The 25,287-nt window shown below is 72.3% G+C and carries 16 protein-coding genes, 3 tRNA genes and 2 pseudogenes; 13 read left to right on the top strand and 8 right to left on the bottom strand.

The features are described from left to right. Positions 1–99 precede the first annotated feature (99 nt). Positions 100–1,383: an adenylosuccinate synthase gene (locus AB0M26_RS22365; protein WP_365263575.1), complete on the top strand. Its 1,284-nt coding sequence runs from the start codon at positions 100–102 to the stop codon at positions 1,381–1,383. 386 nt (positions 1,384–1,769) lie between these two features. Beyond that, on the top strand, positions 1,770–2,630 hold the full coding sequence (locus tag AB0M26_RS22360; protein WP_365263574.1) for an arylamine N-acetyltransferase: 861 nt from the start codon (positions 1,770–1,772) through the stop codon (positions 2,628–2,630). A 321-nt stretch (positions 2,631–2,951) separates the two neighbouring features. Here the strand turns inward: AB0M26_RS22360 and AB0M26_RS22355 are convergent, their stop codons facing one another. Together AB0M26_RS22355 and AB0M26_RS22350 are read right to left on the bottom strand one after the other, a co-directional pair. Continuing rightward, on the bottom strand, positions 2,952–4,592 hold the full coding sequence (locus tag AB0M26_RS22355) for a serine/threonine-protein kinase (RefSeq protein WP_365263573.1): 1,641 nt from the start codon (positions 4,590–4,592) through the stop codon (positions 2,952–2,954). A gap of 202 nt (positions 4,593–4,794) precedes the next feature. Beyond that, positions 4,795–6,729 (bottom strand): DUF4328 domain-containing protein, encoded by a 1,935-nt coding sequence (locus AB0M26_RS22350; RefSeq protein ID WP_365263572.1) that lies wholly within the window; start codon positions 6,727–6,729, stop codon positions 4,795–4,797. 422 nt (positions 6,730–7,151) lie between these two features. Between AB0M26_RS22350 and AB0M26_RS22345 the strand changes: the two genes are divergently transcribed. From AB0M26_RS22345 to AB0M26_RS22325, 5 genes and pseudogenes are all read left to right on the top strand, one after another. Continuing rightward, complete coding sequence (locus AB0M26_RS22345; RefSeq protein ID WP_365263571.1) at positions 7,152–8,513, top strand: aspartate aminotransferase family protein; 1,362 nt, start codon at positions 7,152–7,154, stop codon at positions 8,511–8,513. A 269-nt stretch (positions 8,514–8,782) separates the two neighbouring features. After that, entirely contained in the window at positions 8,783–9,499 is a 717-nt protein-coding gene (locus AB0M26_RS22340) for a GntR family transcriptional regulator (RefSeq protein ID WP_365263570.1), read from the top strand. Between the two features lie 222 nt (positions 9,500–9,721). After that, a pseudogene (locus AB0M26_RS22335) lies at positions 9,722–10,480 on the top strand (dolichyl-phosphate beta-glucosyltransferase); the annotation flags it as partial. A gap of 20 nt (positions 10,481–10,500) precedes the next feature. Next, positions 10,501–12,735, top strand: coding sequence for a glycosyltransferase family 2 protein (locus tag AB0M26_RS22330; RefSeq protein WP_365263569.1), 2,235 nt, complete (start codon positions 10,501–10,503; stop codon positions 12,733–12,735). A gap of 292 nt (positions 12,736–13,027) precedes the next feature. Beyond that, a complete protein-coding gene (locus AB0M26_RS22325; RefSeq protein ID WP_365263568.1) occupies positions 13,028–13,678 on the top strand; it encodes a hypothetical protein in 651 nt (216 codons plus the stop codon). A 191-nt stretch (positions 13,679–13,869) separates the two neighbouring features. Here AB0M26_RS22325 and AB0M26_RS22320 read toward each other — a convergent pair whose 3' ends face one another. Further along, positions 13,870–14,622, bottom strand: coding sequence for an SLATT domain-containing protein (locus AB0M26_RS22320; protein ID WP_365263567.1), 753 nt, complete (start codon positions 14,620–14,622; stop codon positions 13,870–13,872). A gap of 689 nt (positions 14,623–15,311) precedes the next feature. Here AB0M26_RS22320 and purD point away from each other — a divergent pair. The 4 genes from purD to AB0M26_RS22300 all read left to right on the top strand — a co-directional run bounded on the left by purD (position 15,312) and on the right by AB0M26_RS22300 (position 22,186). Next, complete coding sequence (purD, locus tag AB0M26_RS22315; protein ID WP_365263566.1) at positions 15,312–16,565, top strand: phosphoribosylamine--glycine ligase; 1,254 nt, start codon at positions 15,312–15,314, stop codon at positions 16,563–16,565. A gap of 693 nt (positions 16,566–17,258) precedes the next feature. Then, on the top strand, positions 17,259–19,274 hold the full coding sequence (locus tag AB0M26_RS22310) for a hypothetical protein (RefSeq protein WP_365263615.1): 2,016 nt from the start codon (positions 17,259–17,261) through the stop codon (positions 19,272–19,274). Positions 19,275–19,538: 264 nt separating this feature from the next. Further along, on the top strand, positions 19,539–21,164 hold the full coding sequence (locus AB0M26_RS22305; protein ID WP_365263565.1) for a N,N-dimethylformamidase beta subunit family domain-containing protein: 1,626 nt from the start codon (positions 19,539–19,541) through the stop codon (positions 21,162–21,164). Positions 21,165–21,286: 122 nt separating this feature from the next. Beyond that, a complete protein-coding gene (locus tag AB0M26_RS22300; RefSeq protein WP_365263614.1) occupies positions 21,287–22,186 on the top strand; it encodes a phosphoribosylaminoimidazolesuccinocarboxamide synthase in 900 nt (299 codons plus the stop codon). 137 nt (positions 22,187–22,323) lie between these two features. Here AB0M26_RS22300 and AB0M26_RS22295 read toward each other — a convergent pair. The 5 genes and pseudogenes from AB0M26_RS22295 to AB0M26_RS22275 form a co-directional block, all read right to left on the bottom strand. Beyond that, positions 22,324–22,396: transfer RNA gene (locus AB0M26_RS22295), tRNA-Gly, on the bottom strand. Between the two features lie 34 nt (positions 22,397–22,430). Beyond that, positions 22,431–23,034 (bottom strand): annotated as a pseudogene (locus AB0M26_RS22290) (response regulator transcription factor). Positions 23,035–23,250: 216 nt separating this feature from the next. Then, positions 23,251–23,326 (bottom strand) — tRNA-Gly (locus AB0M26_RS22285). A 77-nt stretch (positions 23,327–23,403) separates the two neighbouring features. Continuing rightward, positions 23,404–23,475, bottom strand: a tRNA-Gly gene (locus tag AB0M26_RS22280). Positions 23,476–23,637: 162 nt separating this feature from the next. Beyond that, a complete protein-coding gene (locus AB0M26_RS22275) occupies positions 23,638–23,955 on the bottom strand; it encodes an Lsr2 family protein (protein ID WP_365263564.1) in 318 nt (105 codons plus the stop codon). A 291-nt stretch (positions 23,956–24,246) separates the two neighbouring features. On the opposite strand from AB0M26_RS22275, the gene purS reads away from it, so the two are divergent. Together purS and purQ are read left to right on the top strand one after the other, a co-directional pair. Then, positions 24,247–24,498, top strand: coding sequence for a phosphoribosylformylglycinamidine synthase subunit PurS (gene purS / locus AB0M26_RS22270; RefSeq protein WP_365263563.1), 252 nt, complete (start codon positions 24,247–24,249; stop codon positions 24,496–24,498). After that, positions 24,495–25,226 (top strand): phosphoribosylformylglycinamidine synthase subunit PurQ, encoded by a 732-nt coding sequence (gene purQ / locus AB0M26_RS22265; protein ID WP_365263562.1) that lies wholly within the window; start codon positions 24,495–24,497, stop codon positions 25,224–25,226. The genes purS and purQ overlap by 4 nt, the downstream gene beginning before the upstream one ends. Positions 25,227–25,287: the final 61 nt, after the last annotated feature.

Here is a 25,287-nt window from a genome sequence, read left to right as displayed (position 1 = left end):
ATCCGGGGCACCGCTTCGACGGCTCCCGGGCGGCCGCCGCCCAAGGTGGCGAGCCGTCCGGCACGTTGGACATGCCCCGCCCGGAAGGGGTGTACGCCTGTGCCCGCACTTGTGCTGCTCGGTGCTCAGTGGGGTGATGAGGGCAAGGGAAAGGCCACCGATCTGCTCGGCGGCTCCGTGGACTACGTGGTGCGCTACCAGGGCGGCAACAATGCCGGCCACACGGTGGTCGTGGGCGACCAGAAGTATGCCCTGCACCTCCTCCCTTCCGGAATCCTGTCGCCGGGATGCACTCCGGTCATCGGCAACGGCGTCGTCGTGGATCCGGCAGTCCTGCTCTCCGAGCTGAGCGGGCTTCAGCAACGCGGCGTCGACACCTCGAAGCTGCTGGTCAGCGGTAACGCGCACCTCATCACGCAGTACCACACCACCCTCGACAAGGTGACGGAACGGTTCCTCGGCAGGCGCCGGATCGGCACCACCGGCCGTGGCATCGGCCCGACCTATGCCGACAAGATCAACCGTGTCGGCATCCGTGTGCAGGACCTCTACGACGAGTCGATCCTGGCGCAGAAGGTCGAGGCCGCCCTCGACTTCAAGAACCAGATCCTCGCCAAGCTCTACAACCGGCGGGCCATCGACGCCGGGAAGATCGTCGAGGAGCTGCTGGGCTACGCCGAGCAGATCAGGCCGTACGTCGCCGACACCACGCTCGTCCTCAACGACGCGCTCGACGAGGGCAAGGTCGTTCTCTTCGAGGGCGGCCAGGGCACGCTGCTGGACGTCGACCACGGCACGTATCCGTTCGTCACCTCTTCGAACCCGACCGCGGGCGGCGCCTGCACGGGCGCCGGAGTCGGTCCGACGAAGATCAACCGGGTCATCGGCATCCTCAAGGCGTACACCACCCGCGTCGGCGCCGGCCCCTTCCCGACCGAGCTGTTCGACGACGACGGCGAGGCGCTGCGCCGCATCGGGGGCGAGCGGGGTGTGACGACGGGCCGGGACCGCCGCTGCGGCTGGTTCGACGCGGTCATCGCCCGCTACGCGACCCGCGTCAACGGCCTCACCGACTTCTTCCTGACCAAGCTCGACGTGCTCACCGGCTGGGAGCGGATCCCGGTCTGCGTGGCGTACGAGATCGACGGCGAGCGCGTCGAGGAACTGCCGTACAGTCAGACCGACTTCCACCACGCCAAGCCGGTGTACGAGATGCTTCCGGGCTGGTCCGAGGACATCACGAAGGCCAAGACCTTCGCCGACCTGCCGAAGAACGCCCAGAACTATGTGAAGGCGCTGGAGGAGATGTCGGGCGCCCCGATCTCCGCGATCGGCGTCGGCCCGGGCCGCACCGAGACCATCGAGATCAACTCCTTCCTCTAGTGCCGCCCCCGCCGAGGTTTGCCCCGCTCTGCCCTGGCACGTCCGTCCGCTGCGGTGCCGGATCAGCCGAGCAGGTCCACTACGAGGACGATCCGGCGCCTTGCGTCCGACCGCCCCAGGACGCCTCGCTACCGGGCAAAACTTGGGGGGCCAGGAATCCCGGGCACGGGCCGAGGAGGGACCCCGGGGCCCCCGGGTCTTCCGTCCGGGCCGGTGGGCGACGGGAGCATGCGCCCCGGCAGAGCAGCGTCCTGCCCGGGGCCGCCTGCTCCCGGCAGAGCAGCGTCCTGCCCGGGGCCGCCTGCTCCCGGCAGAGCAGCGTCCTGCCCGGGCCGCCTGCGTCCCGCGCCGAGCGGAGCCGGGCCCGAGGTTCTAGCGTCGTAGACATGGAACACTCCGACGCCGGATTCGGATGGGACGGCGAGCTGCTCGACCTGGACGCCTATCTCGCCCGCATCGGCTTCGACGGGGATCTCGCCCCGACGGTCGAGACGCTGCGCGCCCTGCACTTCGGGCACGTCTCGACGATCCCGTTCGAGAACGTGGACATCCTGCTGGGCCGTACCCTCCGCCTCGACGTCGCCGGGCTGCAGGACAAGATGGTCCGCCGGCCCCGCGGCGGCTACTGCTACGAGCACGTCAAGCTCTTCGCCGCCGCCCTCGAACGGCTCGGCTTCGGGGTCACCGGCATCGCCTCCCGGGTCCGCATGGCCACCGGCAAGCTCCGGCCCGCGACGCACGCGCTGGTGCATGTCGAGACCGCGGAGACGTCGGACACGGGCCGGCTGTGGCTCTCCGACATCGGGTTCGGCGGAGGCCCGCTGGGCCCCATCGAACTCCTCGACGGCGCCGAGTCCTCGCGCGGAGGCTGGCACTACCGCCTCGAACTGCAGACCTCCGGTCCGGGAGTGGAGCAGTGGGTTCTGCACACGCTGCGCGAGGACGGCTGGTTCGACCTGCACGGCTTCACGCTCGACCCGCACTACTCGGTCGACTTCGACGTGATCAACCACTACACCGCGACCGATCCTCGCTCGCCCTTCGTGGGGCGGCTGTTCGTCCAGCAGATGCGGCCCCAGGTCACGTACCTGCTGGACAGGACGGAGCTGACGGCTCTGTACCCCGACGGTTCGGCCGACAGGAGGCGGCTCGAACCGGGTGAGCTGCCCAAGACGCTCGAGGAGGTCTTCGGGATCGGGCTCGACGCGGAGGAGTCGGCGGCACTGACGGTTGCCGCGCGGGCCTGACGGCCGACCGCCAGGGCCGACCAGAGACCGCAGCCCAGCCCCTGACCGCAGCCCTGCTTCCGAGGGCATCCCGGCTCCCGAGGGTATCCCCGGCCCCCGAGCACGGACCGGCCCCGAGCGCAGCCCTGCCCCCGACCGCAGCCTTGCCCCCGAGCGCATCCCGGCTCCCGAGCGCAGCCCTGGCCCGAGCACGGACCGGCCCCCGAGCGCATCCCGGCTCCCGAGCGCAGCCCTGGCCCGAGCACGGACCGGCCCCCGAGCGCAGCCCTGGCCCGAGCACGGACCGGCCCCCCGGCGGGGGCGGGGTGAACCCGGCCGGGCCTAGCGGCCGACCCTCCGGTACGTGAGCGGGGCCGCGCTGTCGTCGGAGAAGGTGCGCCGGAGCGCGCCTCCGCGGGTCAGCTCCAGTGTCGTCGCGGGCCCCGGCTTGCAGGAGGCCGCCGGCCCCTTGGTCACCTCGGACCGGCCCAGCTCCACGGGCGGTCCCGCGGACGTCAGCGTGGCGGCGAACTCGCAGTGGTACGAGGCGCCTTCGGCCGTCATCGTGAAGACCCGGTCGCCGGGCGATCCCTGGCGCAGGGTGAAGCGTCGCACGTCGGTGCTGGAAGCACCGAACCGGGCTTCCCATGTGCCGAGGTTCTTCCTGGGAACCTCGCCGCGGCTGACCGAGGCCGGGGGCCCGGACGTGCCGGAGTGGTGCATCCGGCTGTAGATGGTCACGCCGCCCAGCGCGGTCACGGCGAGCGCCACCGCGAGCAGCACGCCGGTCGCGGCCCTGCGACGTCGTGGCGCCCTCGGAGCGCCTGCCACGGGGATGCCGGGCGAGGAGGCATGGGGACTGGTCGCGGGGTGCGTTGCCCGGGACGCCGCGTGCACGGATGCCGTCGGCGTCGGGGAGGCCGTCGCCGGAAGTGTCCCCGGATTCGTCCCATGACCGGTCCCGGGAGTCCCATGACCGGTCCCGGGAGTCCCGCGACCGTTCCCCCGGCCCCCTGGTGCCGTCCCCGTGGGCGCGCCCGGCCCGGTCCTCTGATCCGGCACCACCGGGATCTCGGCCGTCTCCGGGTTCTCGGCCTCCAGCAGCCGCACGGCGTGCCGGCCGAGCTGGGCCATGAGACCGCCGGGCAGCCAGGGTTCCCCGTACGTCTGCGCCGGTACTCCCGCGGCCTCCAGCACCTGCCCGGGAGTGGGCCGCTGGGCCGGGTCCTTGGCGAGACACGCGGTCAGGAGCCCCTGCAGCCCGGCGGGCACCTTCGACAGGTCCGGGGGCTCCTCGGCGATCCGGAACAGCGTGGCGTGCACCCCGCTGCCCGAGCCGAACGGCATCGTCCCCGACGCCGCGTAGGCCAGCAGCGTTCCCAGGCAGAAGATGTCGCAGGCCGGGGTGATGCGCTCGCCGCGCACCTGCTCGGGGGCCATGAAGCCGGGGGAGCCGACCATCGCGCCGGTGCGGGTGATGCCGCCGTCGGTGACGGTCTCCAGGGCGCGGGCTATGCCGAAGTCGATGACGCGGGGCCCGTCGAGAGTGATGAGGACGTTGGACGGTTTGAGATCGCGGTGGACCAGGCCGGCGGCGTGGATGTCCTGGAGGGCGTGGGCGAGCCCGGCGGCCAGTACGCGCACGGCGTATTCGGGCAGCGGTCCTTGTTCACCGATGACGGCGCGCAGGGACGGCCCGGGTATGTAGCCCGTGGCGACCCAGGGGACCGCCGCCTCGGTGTCGGCGTCCAGGACGGGCGCCGTCCACGCGCCGCCGACCTGTAGCGCGGCCGCCACCTCCTGCCGGAAGCGACCACGGAACTCGTCCTGCTCCGCCAGCTCCTGCCGGACCAGCTTGACCGCGACCGTGCGGCCCCGGTCCGAGCGGGCCAGGTAGACCACGCCCATGCCGCCCGCGCCCAGCCGGCCCAGCAGCCGGTACGCCCCGATCCGCTGCGGGTCGCCGGCCCTCAGCTCGTCCATGTCCCCGTCGCTCTCCCCCCGGCCCGCGTGTCATGTCACAACCGTGTCAGCGGAGAAGGATAGATGGACGGAGGCCCATGGTTCCCCAGCGGCCTCCACTGCACGGGACGGACGCTCCGAAACCCGTACCGTGCGGGCGCATTCGGCCGGGGCCGGCTCCCGCCGTGAACAGCTCGCGGTCGTGGACCTGCGCGGGCCCGGGTCAGTACGGCCGGTGCGGGGCGAGCCTCTCCTGCCAGGACGTCAGCCGCTGGATGAAACCGAGAGCCAGGACGCCGGCGAGGAGCGCCGAGAGGTCGGACATGATCGTCCACGCCGCGACACCCGCGAGTTCGTCGTTCGTCTCGGCCGCCACCTCGACGAACGTGGCGAGGAAGCCGGTCACGAACATCGTGCAGTACGTTCCCCACCACCAGTTGAGCAGCGCACGGGAGGGCGCCGGGGCGCCGTACGGGCCGGCGGGCTGCCCGTGCTGCCCGGGCGCCATGAGGTGCCAGATGTCGTTGGCGATCTGCTTGGGGAACCAGAGCTGCACGACCGGCGTGAACCACGACCCGACGGCCCATCCGCGGCTGAGCCGCTGCCGACCGGGCGCGATGACCTCGGTGTTCACCGACAGGCGCCAGAACCAGACCAGCCACAGCACCACCGTCGGCAGCGCGGTGAGCGCGCCGAACCCGGCGAGGGCCTCGATCATGGCCGTGACGTCGTCGACGTCGGTGGGGGAGTCGCTGTCGTAGGCCCCGTAGAGCGCGAAGTTGAGGAAGAGATCGATCAGCGCGTGGACGAGCGTCAGCGCCATGAAGACGGAGAGCGCGTTGGCCAGGCTGCGCCCCGACTTCCACAGCGGCGGGGCCCCCACGTGCGGGCGGTACGGCGCGGGGCCCGGCGCGGGAGCCGGGCCGTAGGGGGTGGCCCCGCCCCCCAAGCCCCAGGGCCCGCCCTGAGGGCCGGGTGGCGGAGTCGACGGCCCGTACGGCGGAGGGGGCGTGGACGCTCCGGAGTGCGGGGGAGGCGTCCCGGCCCCGGAGTGCGGGGGAGGCGTCCCGGCCCCGGAGCGCGGGGGTGGGGTGGAGGCCGTAGGGCCGGGCGGAGGGGTGGACGGCGGGTGTATCGCGCCGGTCGCGGGCCCTGCCGCGAAGCCGGTGGCGTGGTGCGTGCCGTGAGAGGAGCCGTGGCCCGTGGCGTGCGGCGGAGTCGACGGCCCGTACGGGGAGGCGTCGGCGTGACCGGCGTGCTGGGGCGTCTCCGTGTCCAGGAGCTGCAGCGCTTCCCGCCCGAGCCGGGCCAGCAATCCGCCGGGCAGCCACGGCTCGTCACCGGCGCTGCCGGTCAGCTCCAGCACATGGTCGACGGTGAGGCGCTGTTCCGGCTGCTTGGCGAGACAGCCGAGTACGAGGTCCAGCAGCCCGTCGGGGAGCCCCGTCAGGTCGGGCTCCTCCTCGGCTATACGGAACATCAGCGCGTGCATACCGCTGTTGGCGGTGCCGAACGGCTGGCGCCCGGTCGCCGCGAAGGCGAGCACCGAGCCGAGGCAGAACAGGTCGCTGGCGGTCGTGACGCGCTCGCCGCGCACCTGCTCGGGCGACATGAAGCCCGGAGATCCGACCACCGCGCCCGTCATCGTGAGACCGCCCCCCGCGAGCGTCTCCGTGGCTCGGGCGATGCCGAAGTCGATGACGCGCGGGCCGTCGATGGTTACCAGGACGTTGGACGGCTTGAGGTCGCGGTGCACCAGGCCCGCGCCGTGGATGTCGCGCAGGGCGCAGGCGAGACCGCCCGCAAGGGTGCGTACGGAGTGCTCGGGCAACGGGCCGAAGTAGTCGGCGACGACCGAGTGCAGCGTCGGGCCGCCGATGTAGCCGGTGGCCACCCAGGGGGTCTCCGCCTCGGTGTCGGCGTCCAGGACGGGCGCCGTCCACCGGCCACCCACCCGTCGTGCCGCCTCCACCTCGTGCGCGAACCGCCGCCGGAAGTCGGGCTGTCGGGCCAGTTCGGCCTGGACGAGCTTCACCGCGACCGTGCGGCCGCGGTCCGAACGCGCCAGGTACACGACCCCCATGCCGCCGGCGCCCAGCCTGCCGAGCAGCCGGTACGCGCCGATCCACTGCGGATCCTCGGCTCGCAGCTCTTCCATAGCGGGTGGTCTCCCCCGGTCGCGGTTGCGGTGCGACTGAGGATAGAGCCCCGCCGGAACGGCGTCCCAACGGTGCGGTCGCCCGATGATGACCGTGTCGTCGTACGGTCGGGCTCAACGTCCGTATTCCTCCTGATTGTTGCGAGGTGTGCGCGCTCTTGTCCGTGCGGGGCGCCCACGGACCGGACAGTGACGGAGGCGGGCGGGACGCCGTACGGGATGCATGGAGCGGAATGCGGTACGCGCGTGTGGAGATCCCGGGTGCGGACGGCCCGGGGCGCGAAGATCGTCCGTCGCCCCGCGAAGTCGCCCCGCGAAGATCGTCCGCTGCCCCGCGACCCGACAGGGTGCCGGGCGGCGTGGCGGAAGCCATACACATTGGCGGTGTCGGTCGCCCGGTGCGGATTCATACGCTGGTCTGCATGAACCCTCCTGCAGATTCCCAGGTCGGGAAGGCTGTCAAGGCCGCCGACCGCGCCCACGTCTTCCACTCCTGGTCCGCACAAGGGCTCATCGACCCCCTCCCGGTGGCCGGTGCGGAAGGCTCCTACTTCTGGGACTACGACGGCAACCGCTACCTCGACTTCTCCTCGCAGCTCGTCAACACCAACATCGGCCACCAGCACCCGAAGGTCGTCGCGGCCATTCAGGCGCAGGCCGGCAAGCTGTGCACCATCGCACCCGGCTTCGCCGTGGACGTACGGTCGGAGGCCGCCCGCCTGATAGCCGGGCGCACGCCCGGCGACCTCGACAAGATCTTCTTCACCAACGGCGGTGCGGAGGCGGTCGAGAACGCGGTGCGCATGGCCCGTCTGCACACCGGCCGCACCAAGGTCCTCTCCGCCTACCGCTCGTACCACGGCGCCACCGCCGCCGCGATCAACCTCACCGGTGACCCGCGCCGCTGGCCCTCCGACACGGCCTCGGCCGGGGTCGTGCACTTCTGGGGCCCGCATCTGTACCGCTCCCACTTCCACGCCGAGACCGAGGCGCAGGAGTGCGAGCGCGCGCTGGCCCACCTCGAGGAGACCATCGCGTTCGAGGGCCCGCAGACCATTGCGGCGATCATCCTGGAGACCGTGGTCGGCACGGCGGGCGTTCTGGTGCCGCCGCCCGGCTACCTCGCGGGCGTCCGCGACATCTGCGACCGCCACGGCATCGTCTTCGTGCTCGACGAGGTGATGGCGGGCTTCGGGCGTACGGGCCGCTGGTTCGCCGCCGACCACTTCGGCGTCGTGCCCGATCTGCTGACGTTCGCCAAGGGGGTCAACTCCGGCTACGTCCCGCTCGGCGGCGTCGCGATCTCTTCGGAGATCGCGGCCACCTTCGACCGGCGTCCGTACCCGGGCGGCCTGACCTACTCCGGTCACCCGCTGGCCTGTGCCTCCGCCGTCGCGACGATCAACGTGATGGAGGAGGAGCGGATCGTCGAGAACGCCGACCGCATCGGCGCGACGGTGCTCGGACCGGGGCTGCGCGAACTCGCCGAGCGCCATCCGTCGGTGGGCGAGGTGCGCGGGTTCGGCGTCTTCTGGGCGCTCGACCTGGTCAAGGACAAGGCGACGCGGGAGCCGCTGGTGCCGTACAACGCTGCGGGGGACGCCAACGCGCCGATGGCGGCCTTCGCCGCGGCCTGCAAGAAGAACGGCCTGTGGCCCTTCGTGAACATGAACCGTGCGCACGTCGTACCGCCGTGCACGATCACCGAGGCCGAGGCCAAGGAGGGTCTCTCGGCCCTGGACGCGGCGCTGTCGGTGGCGGACGGGCACACCACAACCGCCTGATCCGCATCCCACGCACCTCTGCGGCCCGCCCCCGGCCGGACGTCCGTCCGGCCGGGGGCGGGCCGCGGCAGATGGGCTGAGCTCGGGCCGCGGCAGACGGCCCGGGGCGCGGCCACAGCAGATCGGCCCGCGGTCGTAGGGCCGGGTGCCCCTTCGCTCGCCGCACACCGCCGTCCGCGCACGGTCCGCGGTCGCGCGGCCGGGCCAGTCAGCACATAGGGTGAGCGCGGGCCGCTCCTGACCCGCGGCCCGTGGAAGGAGACGGACCGATGCGGGGTGGCAGTGGCCGCGACCAGCAGGGCGGCGGGGACCGTTCCGCCGTCACTGTCACTCGCAACACGCTGCGCCAGCAGATCGCCGAGGCGCTCTGCGACGAGATCCTCGCCGGCCGCCTCCCCGCCGACCGTCATGTGACGGTCAAAGAGATCGCCGAGCAGTACGGCGTCTCCGCCACCCCCGTCCGCGAGGCGCTCGTCGACCTTGCCGCTCAGGGGCTCGTCGACATGGAGCACCATCGCGGCTTCCAGGTGCACTCCTTCACACTCGATGACTTCCGTCACATGGTCGAGGCCCGCGCCCTCATAGTCGACGGCATCTTCCAGTACGGGACGGAGCATCTGCTGCGCGGCGCCACCGCGCGCGCCTTCGCCTCCGTACGCCGCAGGGCCGAGGAGGCCGAGCGCGCGTCGAAGGCCGGGGACCTGGACATCCTCATCGGGTACGACTTGCGATTCTGGCGCGAGTTGGCCTCTCTCGCCGGAAACCCGTACATCTCGGACTTCCTTCACCGTATGCGGATGCAGTGCTGGGCGTTCGCCGTGCCGTACCTGCGTCAGGAGCCGGATCTCAAGGGGCGGTTGTGGAGCGGGCACCGCACGCTCATCGAGGCCGTCGAGCGGCGCGACCCGGCAGCCGCCCAGCGCCTGATCGCCGAGTACGACGACCACTCCCTGAGGTTCCTCAAGAAGCTGATGCAGGGCGACTGATGCCCGAACTCCCGCCTCTCAGGCGCGCGGACGCCCCCCGCCCCGCGCCCGTGTCCACCACGGCCCGCACGCGTCCGCCACGTGCGCCGCGCCGCGCATCCGCACCACCCGGGAGTGCTTCCCGATGATCCGGATACCGGAGATCGGTGCCCGGGACCCCTGAAGAACGGCGTCAAGGGCCGGTACCGTACACACGGTCGACCGCAAAGGGGGAGGCTAGGCATGGACGCCGTAGACCGGGCGGCGCTGCCCGCGCCCAGGCAGCAGACCGCTGCCGAGTCGACGACGGCGGTCATCGACCTCACCGTGGTGATCCCGGCCTACAACGAGGAACAGCGGCTGCGGCCCGGCATCGACGAGGTGTGCGGCTATCTGCGGGCCACCGGACGCCGCTGGGAGTTGATCGTCGTCGATGACGGCTCCACGGACGGCACCGCCGCCGTCGCCGCCGAGGCCGCGGACGCCGAGCCCCGTATCCGTCTGCTGCGCGCGCCCGTCAACCGCGGTAAGGGTCACGCCGTACGCATCGGGATGCGGGCGTCGCGCGGGCGGCGCGTGCTCTTCTGCGACGCCGACGGTGCCACCCCGATCGAGGAACTGGCCCTGCTGCACGACCGGTTGGACCAGGGCTACGCGGCCGCGATCGGCTCGCGCGCCCGCCCCGGCGCCCGCATCGAGGCGCGCCAGCACATCCTGCGCGAACTCCTCGGCAAAGCGGGCAACCGGCTCATTCAGGCCGTGGCAGTGCCCGGGATCCGCGACACCCAGTGCGGCTTCAAGCTCTTCGACGGCGACAAGGCCCGTACGGCCTTCGCCCTCGCCCGTACGGACGGCTGGGGCTTCGACGTCGAGATACTGCGGATGTTCCACGCCAGCGGCTGGCCGATAGCCGAGGTCCCGGTGCGCTGGGCACACCGCCCGGGGTCCAAGGTCGGCCCCCTCGACTACGCGAAGGTGCTCGCCGAGGTCATCCGGGTCCGGCTCGGCGCGACGGGGACGCCGTGACCGCCGGCACCACGCACCAGGCGGACCCCGCGGACGGCACGGAGCCTCCGAAGGACCCGGCTGCGACGGCCGCGCACCAGGCGCCCCCCGACCGGACTCCGGGCTCCCCGCGCGTCGTCCGCCTCCGCCTCCGCCTCCGCGGCCGGATGCGCCCCGCGTCCCTTGCCGTCCCCGCGGGCTATCTGCTCGCGGCCCTCCTGCTCTACGTGAACCTGTGGTCCGACCTCGACCGCGCCTATCTCGCGGACAGCATGCGCGACCAGAACCAGTGGGAGTGGTTCTTCGCCGTCACCGGCCACAACGTTCTGCACGGCGACGACCCGCTGTTCACGATCCTCCAGAACTTCCCGCTCGGTGTGAACCTGATGGCGAACACCGTCATGCTCGGACTGTCCGTGCCCCTCGCCCCGGTGACCGCCCTCTTCGGCGCGACCGCGGCCTTCGCGGCCGCTCTCACCGGCGGCCTCGCCGCGACCGCCACCGCCTGGTACTGGCTCATCCGGAAGTACCTCACCCGCCGGCGGGGGGCGGCCGTCCTCGGCGGCGCCGTCGCCGCGTTCGCGCCGCCGATGATCTCGCACGCCAATGCCCACCCCAACCTGGTCGTGCTGTTCGTGATCCCCCTGATCATCGACCGGACGCTGCGCCTGTGCCCGCCAACCGTCGTGACCCCGCTCGCCCCCGGGGAGCCCGGCACACCCGTACCCGGGGAGCCCGGCGTACGTGCACACGCGGAGCCCGGCGCGTACGAACACGCGGAGCCCGGCAAGTTCGCGCCCGGGGAGCCCGGCACACCCGTACCCGGGGAGCCCGGCGCACCTGCACCCGGGGAGCCCGGCGCGTACGCACACGCGGAGCCCGGCAAGTTCGCGCCCGGGGAGCCCGGCGCGTACGAACACGCGGAGCCCGGCGCACCTGCACCCGGGGAGCCCGGCGCATACGCACACGCGGAGCCCGGCAAGTTCGCACCCGGAGAGCCCGACGCGTCCGCGCCCGCCCGCGGCGGCACCGTACGGCACGGAGTGATCCTCGGGCTCCTGCTGACCTGGCAGGTCTTCCTCGGCGAAGAGGCGCTGCTGCTCGCGGCGACGGGCATGCTGTTCTTCGCCGTCGGCTACGCCTGCATCCGCCCCGCCGCCGCCCGCGCGGCCGCCCCACCCCTGCTGCGCGGTCTCGCGATCGCCGCGGTCGTCTGCCTGCCCCTCGTTGCGTACCCGCTCTACTGGCAGTTCCAGGGAGACCAGAGCTACGGCAGCATCCTGCACGGCCCGACCGGCAACCCGCCTCTGGCCTTCGTCGAGTTCTCCGAGCAGGCGCTGGCCGGTGACGAACAGCGTGCCTCCGAGCTCTCGATCAACCCGACCGAGCAGAACGCCTTCTACGGCTGGCCGCTGGTCTCACTCCTGCTCGTCGTCACCGTCGTCCTGTGGGACCGCGTGGCCGTCCGCGTCCTCACCTGGACCGGTCTGATGGCCGCGCTGCTCTCCCTCGGTGCACGGATCCCGCTGCCGTGGACCGACGCGGCGACCCCCGGCCCCTGGTGGATCTTCGACCGGCTGCCCCTGTTCGAGTCGGTCATCGAGTCGCGCTACGCGATGGTGTGCGCCCCCGTCATCGGCATGCTCCTCGCCCTGGCGTGGACCGTCGTGGCCGATACCGCCGCGGAGATCCGTAGGGCAGGGGCCGACGAGGAGCAGGACAGGCGCCACCGCGCCCTGGTCGTCCGGGTGGCGGGCGGACTGGCGCTCCTCGCCGCACTGCTGCCCATCGTGCCCAGGCCGCTGGAGACGGTCGAACGGCCCCTCGTACCCAGCCTCGTCGCCGACGGCACCTGGCGGTCGTACGTCGAACCGGGCCGGTCCCTCGTACCCGTACCGCTGCCGTCACCGGCCGAGGCGAGCGCGCTGAAGTGGCAGATCGACGGCGGGTTCGGCTTCCCGCTGCCCGGGGGCTACTTCAACGGGCCCTTCGGCCCCGAGAAGACCGGTATCTACGGCCCCCCGCCCCGCCCCACCAACGATCTGCTCCGGGACGTGGGCTGGACCGGCCGAGTCCCGCCCATCGGCCCCCGGGAACAGCGGGCCGCACAAGCGGACCTCGCTTTCTGGCGCGCCGGAGCCCTGGTGATCGGGCCGCAGCCGTACCAGGAGGCGCTGCGCCTCACCGTCGAGCGGCTGCTGGGGCGGCGGGGCGAGCGCGTGGGCGACGCCTGGCTGTGGGACGTCGGCTGACACCGGGCGGTGGGCGGACGGCCGATGGTGGTGGTGCGACGGCAGACGCGCGTCGGGCGGACGGCCGATGGTGGTGGTGCGACGGCAGACGCGCGACGGTGGTGGTGCGACGGCCGACGCCGGTCGTGGGACGTCGCTCGACGCGCGGTGCGGGCAGGGGACTACGCTGGCACGTCCGTCGCATCATCCCTGGTACCGAGCCTGGGTACACGCTTGACAGGAAGAGCTTCGGCGGCGGCAGCCGTCGCCGCGATGACCGAGACCGACAAGAAGCGACCGAGAGAGAGCGCCCGTGGCCTGTGACCTGTGGCTGGTCCCCCTCGTCGATGTGCTGTGCCACAGCCCCGACAACCCCTTCGCCGACGAATTGGCGATCTACAACCAGGCCCTGAACGAAGCGGGCCTGCCACCGGTTCCGGTCTTCGGCTACATGCCGGGTCTGTCCGGGGAGGTCGCCCCCGTCGCGGGATTCGACTACGACGCGCTGCACTTTCTGCGCCGGGCCTATCTGCTGCAGATCTGCGGGCTCCCCGTGACCCCGGTCGACGAACTGGGCGGCGACTACGAGCAGTTGCTGGAGATGTTCGAGGGCACGGCCCAGCAGTCGCACCTCGTCTGGCACTACGACCACGCGGGTGCCTATGTGCCGGTCGACTTCGGCCGGCCGCTGGCGAACGACGAACTCATGGCGGGCGGCGGCCCGTTGGGGTCCAGCAACGCACTGCTGCGCGAACTGGAGGCGGTCGCACCGTCGATCGGCATTGACCCGGCCAATCCGCCCGCGGCGCCCGCCGCTCCGGTCCGCCCCACGTCGCTGGAGGAGCCCGCGGCCACCGCGCCGTACGACGACAGTCCCTACGCGCGCGAAAGGCACGTCTGGCTGGGGCTCCACGCCGCGGCGACGCGCAGCCTGGGCCAGGGGTCGATGATCGTCTTCAGCTGAGCCTTCTCCCGGCCCGTCGTCCGGACCCTCGTCTCGTCCGAGCGCGTCGTCGGCCGCCTGCCCAGGACGGCGGGCCGCCCCGGGCCGACCGGGCTGGGCTGACTGGCGAGGGGGCGGCTCGGCTGGTCACCGGGCTGGGCTGACCGGCGAGGGGGCGGCTCGGCCGCAAGGCGTGCACCGGCGGACACGGCTCAGCGCGGTGCCTCCGGGGGGCGTTGGCGCGGCATGCTCGGCCGGGCCGTGGGCGGCGGGAGGGGGAAGCGGCTCACGTGCTGCCCGCTCTGCTCCGGCCGCGGCGCCCACGGCACCAGCGACTGGGTGTGCAGCGGCGCCGGGGTCGACCGGAACTCCACCATCCAGTCCGCGGTTTCCGACCGTACGAGCTCCGACACGTCCTCCGAGAAGCGGCGCAGCACCGTCAGACAGCGCTCGGCGGCCTCACTCGCCGTGCCCTCGGTCGGTCCCAGGACCTCGCGTACGCACTCGGACGCCCAGTCGAACTGCAGCACTTCCAGCCGCCGTTGCACCGCCTGGGCCGTGGCCACACTCCGCATCCACCCGGACGTCACGCCGAAGAAGCGGTCGCATCCCGCGCACGCGACGGCGCCGAGGAGGGCGAGGAAGCCCCAGCCGGTGCCGTCGCCGAGGACGCCCGTCACATCGAGCAGGGGCAACGCGAGGGCAACCGAGCCCGTGCCGGCCGTGCCCAGGCGCAGGGCGCGGGCTGCGCGCCGCTTCCAGCGGCGGTCGGCCAGATACCAGTCGGCGGTGCGCAGGGCGCGCTCCTCGACCCACAGGTAGAGCTCCTCGAGGCGCTCAGCGGGCTCGCCCCAGTCGCCGTGCGGGAAAGGCCGCCCGAGCAGGTCGCCCTGGCCCGTACCGCTCTGCCTGTTTCCGCCCTCCTCCCGCGGAAGCCCTTCGGGCTGCATCTCCGGCTGGCTCACCCGTGCGCTCCCTCTGCAATGGCGGTGCAATGCGAATCCGATCCGATGCGATCGCGCGACGCGGGGCGGCGCCACCTGTACAGCACCCTGCGGTGCCCCACGGGTGGTGCGGTGCGACGCGATGCGGGCGCGGGCGATCTGCGGCGTGAGGCCGACAGGGGGCCGCGGCCACGCGACGCCGGATGCGCTGCGCGGCCCACATTCCTACCGCCGAAGCGCGCGCAACGCGCCGGGGAACGCGGGATTTCCGCCCGGAAGGAGTGCTGTGTCCGGGACAGACGCGGCCGACAGCTCACCCGAAAGAGTGCCCGGCGCGGGGTCACCCACTTCCGTACGGAAGGGCAGAGGCGAGGGGACGGGCCCCGCCCGTGCGCTGCCCGGCTGCCGACCCTCGCGGACCGCGCACCGCGGACCGCGGACCGCGGACCGCGGACCGCGGACCGCGCGGCCCTGCGAAGCCGGGACGCGTTGCGCGAAAACCGGAACGCGTTCGTACGGGGGAGGCGTCGTGGCAGGGGGTGGGAGCGCCCGGTCGGACGGGCCGGGGAGGTGCCGCCGGAGGGGCCGGGGAGGGGCGGCCGGATGGGCTTGGGAGGGGGGCGGCCGGAGGGGCCCGGGAGCGCCCGGTCGGACGGGCCGGGGAGGGGCGGCCGAAGGGGCCCTGGGCGCGGGCCATTACCCTGAAGCGTGTGAAGGTCCTCGTCATCGGCGGCGGCGCCCGCGAACACGCCCTGTGCCGCTCCCTCTCCCACGACCCCGACGTCAGCGCCCTCCACTGCGCTCCGGGCAATGCCGGCATCGCCGAGGTCGCCGAGCTGCACCAGGTGGACGCCCTCGACGGCCCCGCCGTGGCCGCTCTCGCGGCCGAGCTGGGCGCCGACCTGGTCGTGGTGGGCCCCGAGGCGCCGCTCGTCGCCGGGGTCGCCGACGCCGTACGCGCCCGCGGCATCGCGGCCTTCGGGCCGTCCGCGGAGGCCGCGCGGCTCGAGGGCTCCAAGGCCTTCGCCAAGGACGTCATGGCTGCGGCCAACGTGCCCACCGCACGGTCGTACGTCTGCACCACCCCGGAGGAGGTCGACGAGGCCCTGGACGCGTTCGGGGCGCCGTACGTCGTCAAGGACGACGGCCTCGCCGCGGGCAAGGGCGTCGTCGTCACGGAGGACGTGGAGGCGGCCCGCCGCCACGCGCTCGCATGCGACCGCGTCGTCATCGAGGAGTTCCTCGACGGGCCCGAGGTCTCGCTGTTCGCGGTGACGGACGGCGAGACGGTCGTCCCCCTCCAGCCCGCCCAGGACTTCAAGCGCGCCTACGACGCCGACGAAGGCCCGAACACCGGCGGCATGGGCGCGTACTCGCCGCTGCCGTGGGCCGATCCGAAGCTGGTCGACGAGGTCATGGAGACCGTCCTCCAGCCGACCGTGGACGAGCTTCGCCGCCGAGGCACGCCCTTCTCCGGCCTGCTGTACGCCGGGCTGGCGATCACCTCGCGCGGCGTGCGGGTCATCGAGTTCAACGCCCGCTTCGGCGACCCCGAGACCCAGGTCGTCCTCGCGCGCCTCAGAACGCCGCTCTCCGGATTGCTGTACGCCGCGGCGACCGACGCGCTGATCTCCTTCCCGCCCCTGCGCTGGAGCGACGGCGCCGCCGTCACGGTCGTCATCGCCTCCCACAACTACCCGGGGACGCCGCGCACGGGCGACCCGATCGAAGGCCTGGACGAGGCGGAGCAGCACGACGGGCACGCGTACGTGCTGCACGCGGGGACGAAGCGGGCCGAGTCCGGCGAGATCCTGAGCGCGGGCGGCCGCGTCCTGTCGGTGACGGCGACGGGCCCGGATCTGACCGCCGCCCGTACGCGGGCGTACGGTGCCGTGTCGCTGATCCGCCTGGCGGACTCCCACCACCGCGCCGACATCGCCGCCAAGGCGGCGGGCGAGGCCTGAGCCTTCCGGACTGCTCCGCCGGAGCGGTCTCACGGGGGCGCGGCGGGCTCGTTGCGACGCCGCGGCGCGGGTGGTGGGTCGTGGCGAACGCCGTCGTGCGGTGTGCGGCCGAACGGCGCCTCCCCGGCACGGCCCCAGTACGGCCCCAGTACGGCAACCGGTACGGCCATCGGCACCCGTTCGCCGGCGCGAGTGTCGAACGCCGTACCGGTCCCGGCGCCGGCTCGCGACGTCGTACATGGCTCCGGTTGACGTGGTGCGGCCCTCGCGGGCCCCTGCCCGCGACCGTGGACGGCCGGTACGTGACCGTGGCGATGGAACGTTTTCTCCCAGGTCGTGCCAGAGCCGAAATCAGGGTCCGCCGGGCCTACGTGCCCTGTGGGCCAAGTCCGGCGGAACCGGCTTTGACCAAAGCCATTCAATCGAGTGACCGCTCCGTCATACGGCTGACGCACCCGCACCCCCCAACTAGGGTTCCGCGGAGGCGGAGCACCAGAGCCGCCGTCGTCGGTCGTGCCGTACGTCCGGCAACTGGCCCACCGGCATTGCGATGTCGGATCCCGGTGCCACAGTGGGGGAAGCGAGCAAGCCGCAAACGGCCGCGGTCGCAAGGACCGGAGGCCGGTGGTGCACCAGTAAGCGAGCAGGGGGTGACTTTCGATCGTGTCCGAGACGTCCGGTGCGGAGCCGGGCATGCACTTCGCGCGCACCGGCGCATTGGCCGTGCTGCGCACCCGCAGCGCCGCGCTGACCGTGGCGCTTCTCCCCGCGGCCGTAGCCGTGGTGCTGTTCGCCGCGGACGCCACGGGCAGGATCGGGGGCGCCGCCTGGGACGCTGTGCGCTGGACGGTCACGGGTGTGGCCGTCGCCGTGCTGCTGCTGGCCCTCGCCGTCGCCTCCGTGCTCGTACGGGCCAGTCCCGCGGTCAGCCCCACCGTGCCGATCCCGGAGACCGCGGCCCCGGACCTCTACCGCCTCGTCCGTGACCTCGCCGACCGCCTCGACGTACCGGCGCCCTCCGCCATGGCGCTCACCCCCGACTGCGACAGCTGGCTGGAGGACCGCGCCCATCTCGGCGAAGCGCGCCCGCCCGCGGGCAGGCCCGGCGGAAGCGGCGGTCGACGGGGACAGGAGGCGCCGGTCCTGGTCATCGGCTCGCCGTTCCTGTGGTGGATGCGGGTGGCCGAGCTGCGCGCGATACTCGCGCCGGTCGTCGCGGGTACGGGCCCCTCGGCGCATCCGGACATAGCGGCCGCCCGCCGATTCGTACGGGACCTGGACGCGGCCGTGGCCGTCACGGCCCGCCGCAGACACCTGGCCTTCGTCGGCTGGCTGGTGCGGCTGATGCTGCGGGGCTGCCGGGACAGGGCGGCCGAGATGGAGCGCGGCGTCGCCGCGGCGGCATCGAGTCGTGCACAGGCTGTGGACTACGGGCTGAGGATCGTCGCCCAGGAGCAGGTCGGCCTCGCCTACGCGGGCTGGGACCGGCTGCTGACCCGTGTGGCCATGCCCGCGTGGCGCATGGGGCGCTGGCCGTCCCGCCTGGACGCGGGAGTGGTCTCGGCGCTCACCGAACTCTCCCGGCGCGACCGGCTGGCGGAGGGCTTCGCCACACGCCTGGGGGAGCGGCCCGCCTGCGATCTGCTGGAGGAGCCGGGCATCGTGGACGAGGCGGCGTCGCTGCTCGCCGCCCGCCTGTTCCACGGCGGGCCCGCGCGACCCGGCCCGGACTGGAGCCCCGTCGACTGGGCGGCGTATCCGGAGGAGGTCGTCGACCGCAAATGGCGGTTGGAGGCCGCCCGCCTCCACCGCGTTCTGGACGAGCTGCCCCCGCACGCCCCGGGCCTGCCCGAGGGCGCCGCCGGTCCCGGTGCGGTCGGTGCGCCGGAGTCGCACGCCGGGGCGCCGGATCCGACGGGTGCCGGGGCGCCGGATCCGGCGGCCGCTGACGGGCACACGCTCGCGGAAGCCGCCCCTGCCGTACGGCCCGACGGGCCCCCCGCCGACCCGCGTACCGCCTCGCCCGGCGGAGACGCGCCGGGGGCGGCGTCCACGCGCGGTGCGCACGAAGCGCCGCAGGGCCCCGCCGCCGAGGACGGCGTTCCGAGGGCCGGACACCGGGCAGCACAGGCGACGGACTTCGCGACCTCTGCATCGGCACAGCCGACGGACGGCCCGGCCCCCGGCCCCGGCACTCCGACCGGGGCGCCGCTGCTCGGGCCGACCCTCGCCCGGGTCGTCGATCGGCTCGCGTCCGCCGACGGCGTCGGGATCGGCGAGAAGCTGGCCGAGCGGCTCAGCGCGGAGATGGCCCGCGAGGAGGCGGCGGGCCGGCGCGCGGCGGCAGCCGCGGCAACGGAGCTGGGCGCGGAGGAGCCCGTCCCGCTTCCCCCGCCGTTCGACGGGGCCGTGTGGAGCGATGCGACCGCGCCCGCCGCTCCGCTCTTCCCCGTGCAGGCGCCCCGCTCGGGCCGCGAACTGCTCGCCGACCACATCACCGCCATGGTCTGCTGCGCCGCCGTGGACACCGCGGGGGCGGCTCCTGGTCTCGACTGGCTGGACGGGCCGGTTCTCCTCGTCGCGGGAAAGCGGGGGGCCGACCTCGGGACGCCGGTGCTGAACCTGCTGGAGGACGGCGACCCGGGACCGCTCCGCGAATGGCTCGCGGCTGCGGGCGTACGGCCGGAGAAACCGGTCCGCCTCGTCTGACCGCAACCGCGCCGCCGCGCAAACGCGCATATGCGACCGCCTACGCCCAGCGATCCGGGCACTCGTACCAGTGGCCCCACATGTCCCACCAGTCCGCAGAATCAGGACACATCAGTACGGACATCCCATTTCCACTATCCGATCACCGCTTGACACCACACTGACTGACATCGAATCACCACGAACAGTTACGAACACGGCGCTGAGTGTGATGTGCTGTAAGCGGTCAGGGGAGCACCAGGTCCGGGAGGGGAGGGATCGTCCGTGACTACGGATCGGATCCGCCGCTGGGAGTCGGGCGCACTCGCACACGCCGTCTCCGACCCGTTCGGTCAAGGCCCATTGCCCTGGCTGCGGGGCAGCGAGAGCTACTTCGACGACACCGGCCACATGGTGCCGTGGTACGTGGACCCGTCGGTCGCCACCGACGGGCAGGGCGACGGCCGGGGCACCGGTGCCGTCGACCCCGCGATCCCCGGCCCCCGCACCGCACGCCGCAGACCCGGCGGCGGCCCCGCCGGCGCGCCCGGCCCCCGCACCGCCGACGATGTGAACCGTCAGATCAAAGGTTTCGCCTCCACCGGCGCAGTCGCCCCCGGCGAGGCGATCGACTTCCGGATCACCGTCGACCCGCCCCAGCAGTTCTCCGTCGACGTCTACCGCATCGGCCACTACGGCGGCGACGGCGCCGCGAAGATCACCACCAGCCCACGGCTCTCCGGCATCATCCAGCCCGCCCCGCTCACCGCGGACCGCACCGTCTCCTGCCACCACTGGTGGCTGTCCTGGCGCCTGCAGGTCCCCACACACTGGTCCGACGGCGCCTATGTCGCCGTGCTCACCACCGCTGACGGCTACCGCAGCCACATCCCGTTCACCGTCCGGGACCTCCCGCCCGTCACCCACGCCCCGTCCCCCGACGTCCACCCGGACTTCGTGCGGAGCGAGCGCGAGCGCACCGCCCCTCCCGTCGCCGATCTGCTCCTCCTGCTCCCGGACATCACGTGGCAGGCGTACAACCTGTATCCGGAGGACGGTCACACGGGCGCGAGCCTCTACCACGCCTGGGACGAGGAGGGCCGGCTGCTCGGCGAGAAGGACGCCGCCGTTACGGTCTCCTTCGACCGCCCCTTCGCGGGGGCGGGCCTGCCCCTGCACGTGGGCCACGCCTACGACTTCATCCGCTGGGCCGAGCGCTACGGCTACGACATCGCGTACGCCGACAGCCGCGATCTGCACGCGGGCCGCGTCGACCCCACCCGCTACCGCGGCCTGGTCTTTCCCGGGCACGACGAGTACTGGTCGGTCCCCATGCGCCGCACGGTCGAGCAGGCCCGTGACAGCGGCACCTCCCTCGTCTTTCTCTCGGCCAACACCATGTACTGGCAGGTCGAGCTGTCCCCGTCCCCCTCGGGGGCCCCCGATCGCCTCCTCACCTGCCGCAAGCGCCGCGGCCCGGGGAGACCAGCGCTGTGGCGGGAACTGGGGCGCCCGGAACAGATGCTGTTGGGCATCCAGTACGCGGGCCGTGTCCCCGAGCCCCGTCCCATGGTCGTCCGCAACGCGGGCCACTGGCTCTGGGAGGCAACCGGAGCCACGGAGAACGACGAGTTGCCCGGACTCGTCGCCGGTGAGGCGGACCGTTACTTCCCCCGTACGCCCCTTCCCGACCACAGCCATCGCATGCTGCTCGCCCACTCCCCTTACGAGGACACCGAAGGCGAAGTGCGCTTCCAGGAGACGTCCCTGTACGAGGCACCCAGCGGTGCCATCGTCTTCGCCTCGGGCACCTTCGCATGGTCGCCCGCGCTCGACCGCCCCGGCCATGTCGATGCCCGTGTCCAGCGCGCCACAGCAAACCTGCTCGACCGCATCTGCAAGCGCGACTGACCGACGGCTCCACACCGCAGCACCGCCGCCCTCGCGCTGCCGAGCGGCACCCTGGAGAGAGGGAGCGGGGCCGATACGGGAGAATCGTGACCGACTCCAGGAACGATCAACGCGGAGGCAGTGTGTCCGGATTCGTGGAAAAGCCCGAGCCTGTCCAGGTGCCGGGCCTGGTGCACCTGCACACCGGCAAGGTGCGGGACCTGTACCAGAACGCGACAGGTGACCTGGTCATGGTCGCCAGTGACCGTATCTCCGCCTACGACTGGGTGCTGCCCACCGAGATCCCGGACAAGGGGCGCGTTCTCACCCAGCTCTCCCTGTGGTGGTTCGATCTGCTTTCCGATCTGATCCCCAACCACGTCATCGGCGCCGACGTCCCCGAAGGTGCGCCCGCCGACTGGACCGGCCGCACGCTCGTCTGCAAGTCCCTCAGCATGCTCCCCGTCGAGTGCGTGGCCCGCGGGTACCTCACCGGGTCCGGCCTCGCCGAGTACCGGGAGAGCCGTATGGTCTGCGGTCTCGCGCTCCCCGAGGGCCTGGTCGACGGCTCCGAACTGCCCGCCCCGATCTTCACCCCCGCCACCAAGGCCGCGGTTGGCGACCACGACGAGAACGTCCCGTACGAGGAGGTGGCTCGTCAGGTCGGCCCCAAGATCGCGGCCGACCTGCGCCAGGCCACGCTCGCCGTCTACGGCCGCGCCCGTGACGTCGCACGGGAGCGCGGGATCATCCTCGCCGACACCAAGTTCGAGTTCGGTATGGACGCCGACACCCTCGTCATCGCCGACGAGGTGCTGACGCCGGACTCCTCCCGCTTCTGGCCCGCCGACACCTGGGAGCCTGGCCAGGCGCAGCCGTCCTTCGACAAGCAGTACGTCCGCGACTGGCTGACCTCGCCCGCCTCCGGCTGGGACCGGCACAGCGAGCAGCCGCCCCCGGCACTACCGATGGAGGTCGTCGAGCGGACCCGGGCGAAGTACGTGGAGGCGTACGAGGCTCTGACCGGCCGGCCCTGGTCGTAACGGCCCCAGGTCCCGGCAGGACAAGGGCGTTCCGCCGGGACGGCCGGCCTGCAGGACGGGTCGGAGAGCCGGGCCCGCCGCTCGGCCCCCCAGGGAAAGGCCCCGGTCACTGGAATGACCGGGGCTCCTTCGTACGGAGCGGACGACGAGATTCGAACTCGCGACCCTCACCTTGGCAAGGTGATGCTCTACCAACTGAGCCACGTCCGCGCGCCCGGCGCCCTGGGCGCCGTGTGCGGACCCACTATATCCAACCCCGCTCGCGTGCCGTGCCCATGGCCGGACGACGGTTCTCCGCGGACAACTTCGAGGCCGCGGACGAGAGGTAGTTGCGGACGGTTCACTGCGCCAGCGCGGCCCGCCCGGCGATCTCCGCCACCGGTGCGCCGTCGGCGGCGAGTTGCAGCACCTCCGCCTCGCGCGCCGTGAGCGGGGAGTCGTGGGCACTGATCGCTTCGGCCGCCAAGTCCGGTGCCGGGTAACGGTTTCCGCCGTGCACGGTGCGGACGGTGTCGCGGTCGGCGAAGCGCCGGACCGCGACCGTCCTGGGTACGAACCCGCGCACCCAGGCCGCCTGTGTCCGCTTCAGATGTCCGGGCCTGGCGTGGCTCGTCACGATCATCGTCCGGCAGCCGGGCAGTTCGGACCGCGGCGATGTGGCGACCGCAACACCGTCCGCGCCGGGCATCCGCAGGTCCAGAACCGCCACATCGGGCCGGTGGTCCCGCGCCATGACGACCGCCCCGGGCCCGGACGGACTTCGGTGACCATGAGCAGATCGTCCGCCAGGGCGAGCAGCGCCGGCCAAATACTGCCCGAATGAGGTGCTCGTCATCGGCCGAGAGCACCTGTACGCGCTCGGTAGCGGCCCAGACCCAGCAGAGCGTCGAGGCCTTCCCGGCGCCGTCGTCCCGACCAGGGCGGACATCTCTCCGCGGCCACGGAGAAGCGCATGTGCCGTACGGCAGGGGAGGCCCCGGACCTCCGCAACGGCGAAGGCCCCGGTGACCACGGAGGCCCCGGAAACGGCGAAGGCCCTGGTCCAGTGACCAGGGCCTTCTCGCTGGAGCGGACGACGAGGCTCGAACTCGCGACCTCAACCTTGGCAAGGTTGCGCTCTACCAACTGAGCTACGTCCGCATGCTCCCGACCGGCTTTCACCGCCCGGTGCGTCCATCACTGTACCCGATCCATGGAGGGGGACGGAAAGTGATGAGAGCGGGTGACAGGGATCGCACACTGCGCCTCCCCCTTGGAAAGGGGGCGCTCTACTACTGAGCTACACCCGCGCAACTCCGTGAGGTGCGGCCTCGGCCTCGCCCCGCGGTGCGCTGCAGACTTTAGCTGATCGCCCGGGGTCCCGTGCAAGTCGGGTCGTGGCCGGACTCCACCCGGACGAGGTACGCGCCCAGAGGCGCCCGGGGTCAGCTCGTTCCCTCACCCGGGTCCGCTCAACTCGACGCGTTGAACGCCTCGTAGACCCTCTTGGGGATGCGGCCCCGCGGGGGGACCTCCATGCCGTGCGACTTCGCCCAGGCGCGCACGGCCGCGGGGTCGGGTGCCACGGCGGTGCGGCGATAGGTCTTGCCCGACTTGGACCGCTTTCTGCCCGCCTCCACATAAGGGGCGAGGGCTCCCCGCAGTTTCTTCGCATTGGATGTGTTGAGGTCGATCTCGTAGAACCTGCCGTCGAGGCCGAAGGTGACCGTCTCCGCCGCTTCCCCGCCGTCCATGTCGTCGGAGAGTGTGACCACTACGCGCTGAGCCACGGATATCGGTCCTTTCTTGTGGCGTGCCGCATTGACGTGGGCAGATGCGGGTCGCCAGGAGTTCGGGGACAGTTCTTTTTCATTTTTACAGCGGCAGCCTTTGCTATGCGAAGCCCTGTGAATTCGCTCCGCGTGTCATGCTGCAATCGGTGACCATACGGTTTTCCCTTGACTTTCCACAGGGGGAACTGGCGACGATGCGCAAACGTGACCGGACTGTGGATATCTACTCGCGTAGAAATTTCTCCGGGGTACGCTGAGGGAACCGCCTTACGCACCACACCACCGGGAGTGCCAGTGGCACGCGTCGTAGTCGACGTCATGCTCAAGCCGGAGATCCTCGACCCTCAGGGTCAGGCGGTGCAGCGTGCGCTGCCCCGCCTCGGTTTCGAGGGAATCTCCGACGTCCGCCAGGGAAAGCGCTTCGAACTCGAGCTTGAGGGGCCGGCCGACGACGCCGCCCTGGACCGGGTTCGCAAGATGGCCGAGACCTTCCTCGCCAACACCGTGATCGAGGACTTCACCGTGAAGGTCGAGTCGTGACCTCCCCGTCGCCCACCGCCACCCCCAACGGTGGCCCTGCGGGCCGCGGCAATACCCGTATCGGCGTCGTCACCTTTCCCGGCAGCCTCGACGACCGGGACACCCAGCGCGCAATCCGCCGGGCCGGCGCGGAGCCGGTCGCGCTCTGGCACCGAGAGAAGGAGCTGAAGCAGGTCGACGCGGTCGTGCTGCCCGGCGGGTTCAGCTACGGCGACTATCTGCGGGCCGGAGCCATCTCCCGCTTCTCGCCGATCATGGACAGCCTCATCGACGAGGCCCGGGCGGGACTTCCGGTCCTCGGCATCTGCAACGGCTTCCAGGTCCTCACCGAGGCGCACCTGCTGCCCGGCGCGATGCTCGGCAACAACCACCTGCACTTCATCTGCCGCGAGCAGAAGCTGCGCGTGGAGAACGCGAACACCGCCTGGACCGCCGACTACTCCGCCGGCCAGGAGATCCACATCCCCCTGAAGAACATGGACGGTCGCTACGTCGCCGACGAGCGCACGCTCGACATGCTGGAGGCGGAGGGCCGGGTCGCGTTCCGCTACCTGGACGTGAACCCCAACGGCTCGCTCCGCGACATCGCCGGCATCACCAACGAGGCGGGCAATGTCGTCGGTCTCATGCCCCACCCCGAGCACGCCGTGGAGCCGCTGATCGGCACCGGCGGCACGGACGGGCTCGGATTCTTCACCTCGATCCTCAAGAAGCTGGTCAACGCCTGATGACGCTCGACACCGGATCAGCCGGGGGAGCGATGGAGCGCCCCGAACCGCGACGACAGCA

Origin of the sequence: Streptomyces sp. NPDC051776, from assembly GCF_040681345.1 — a bacterium.
Taxonomy (GTDB): Bacteria; Actinomycetota; Actinomycetes; order Streptomycetales; family Streptomycetaceae; genus Streptomyces.
This window is presented reverse-complemented; position numbering and strand designations above follow the sequence as displayed.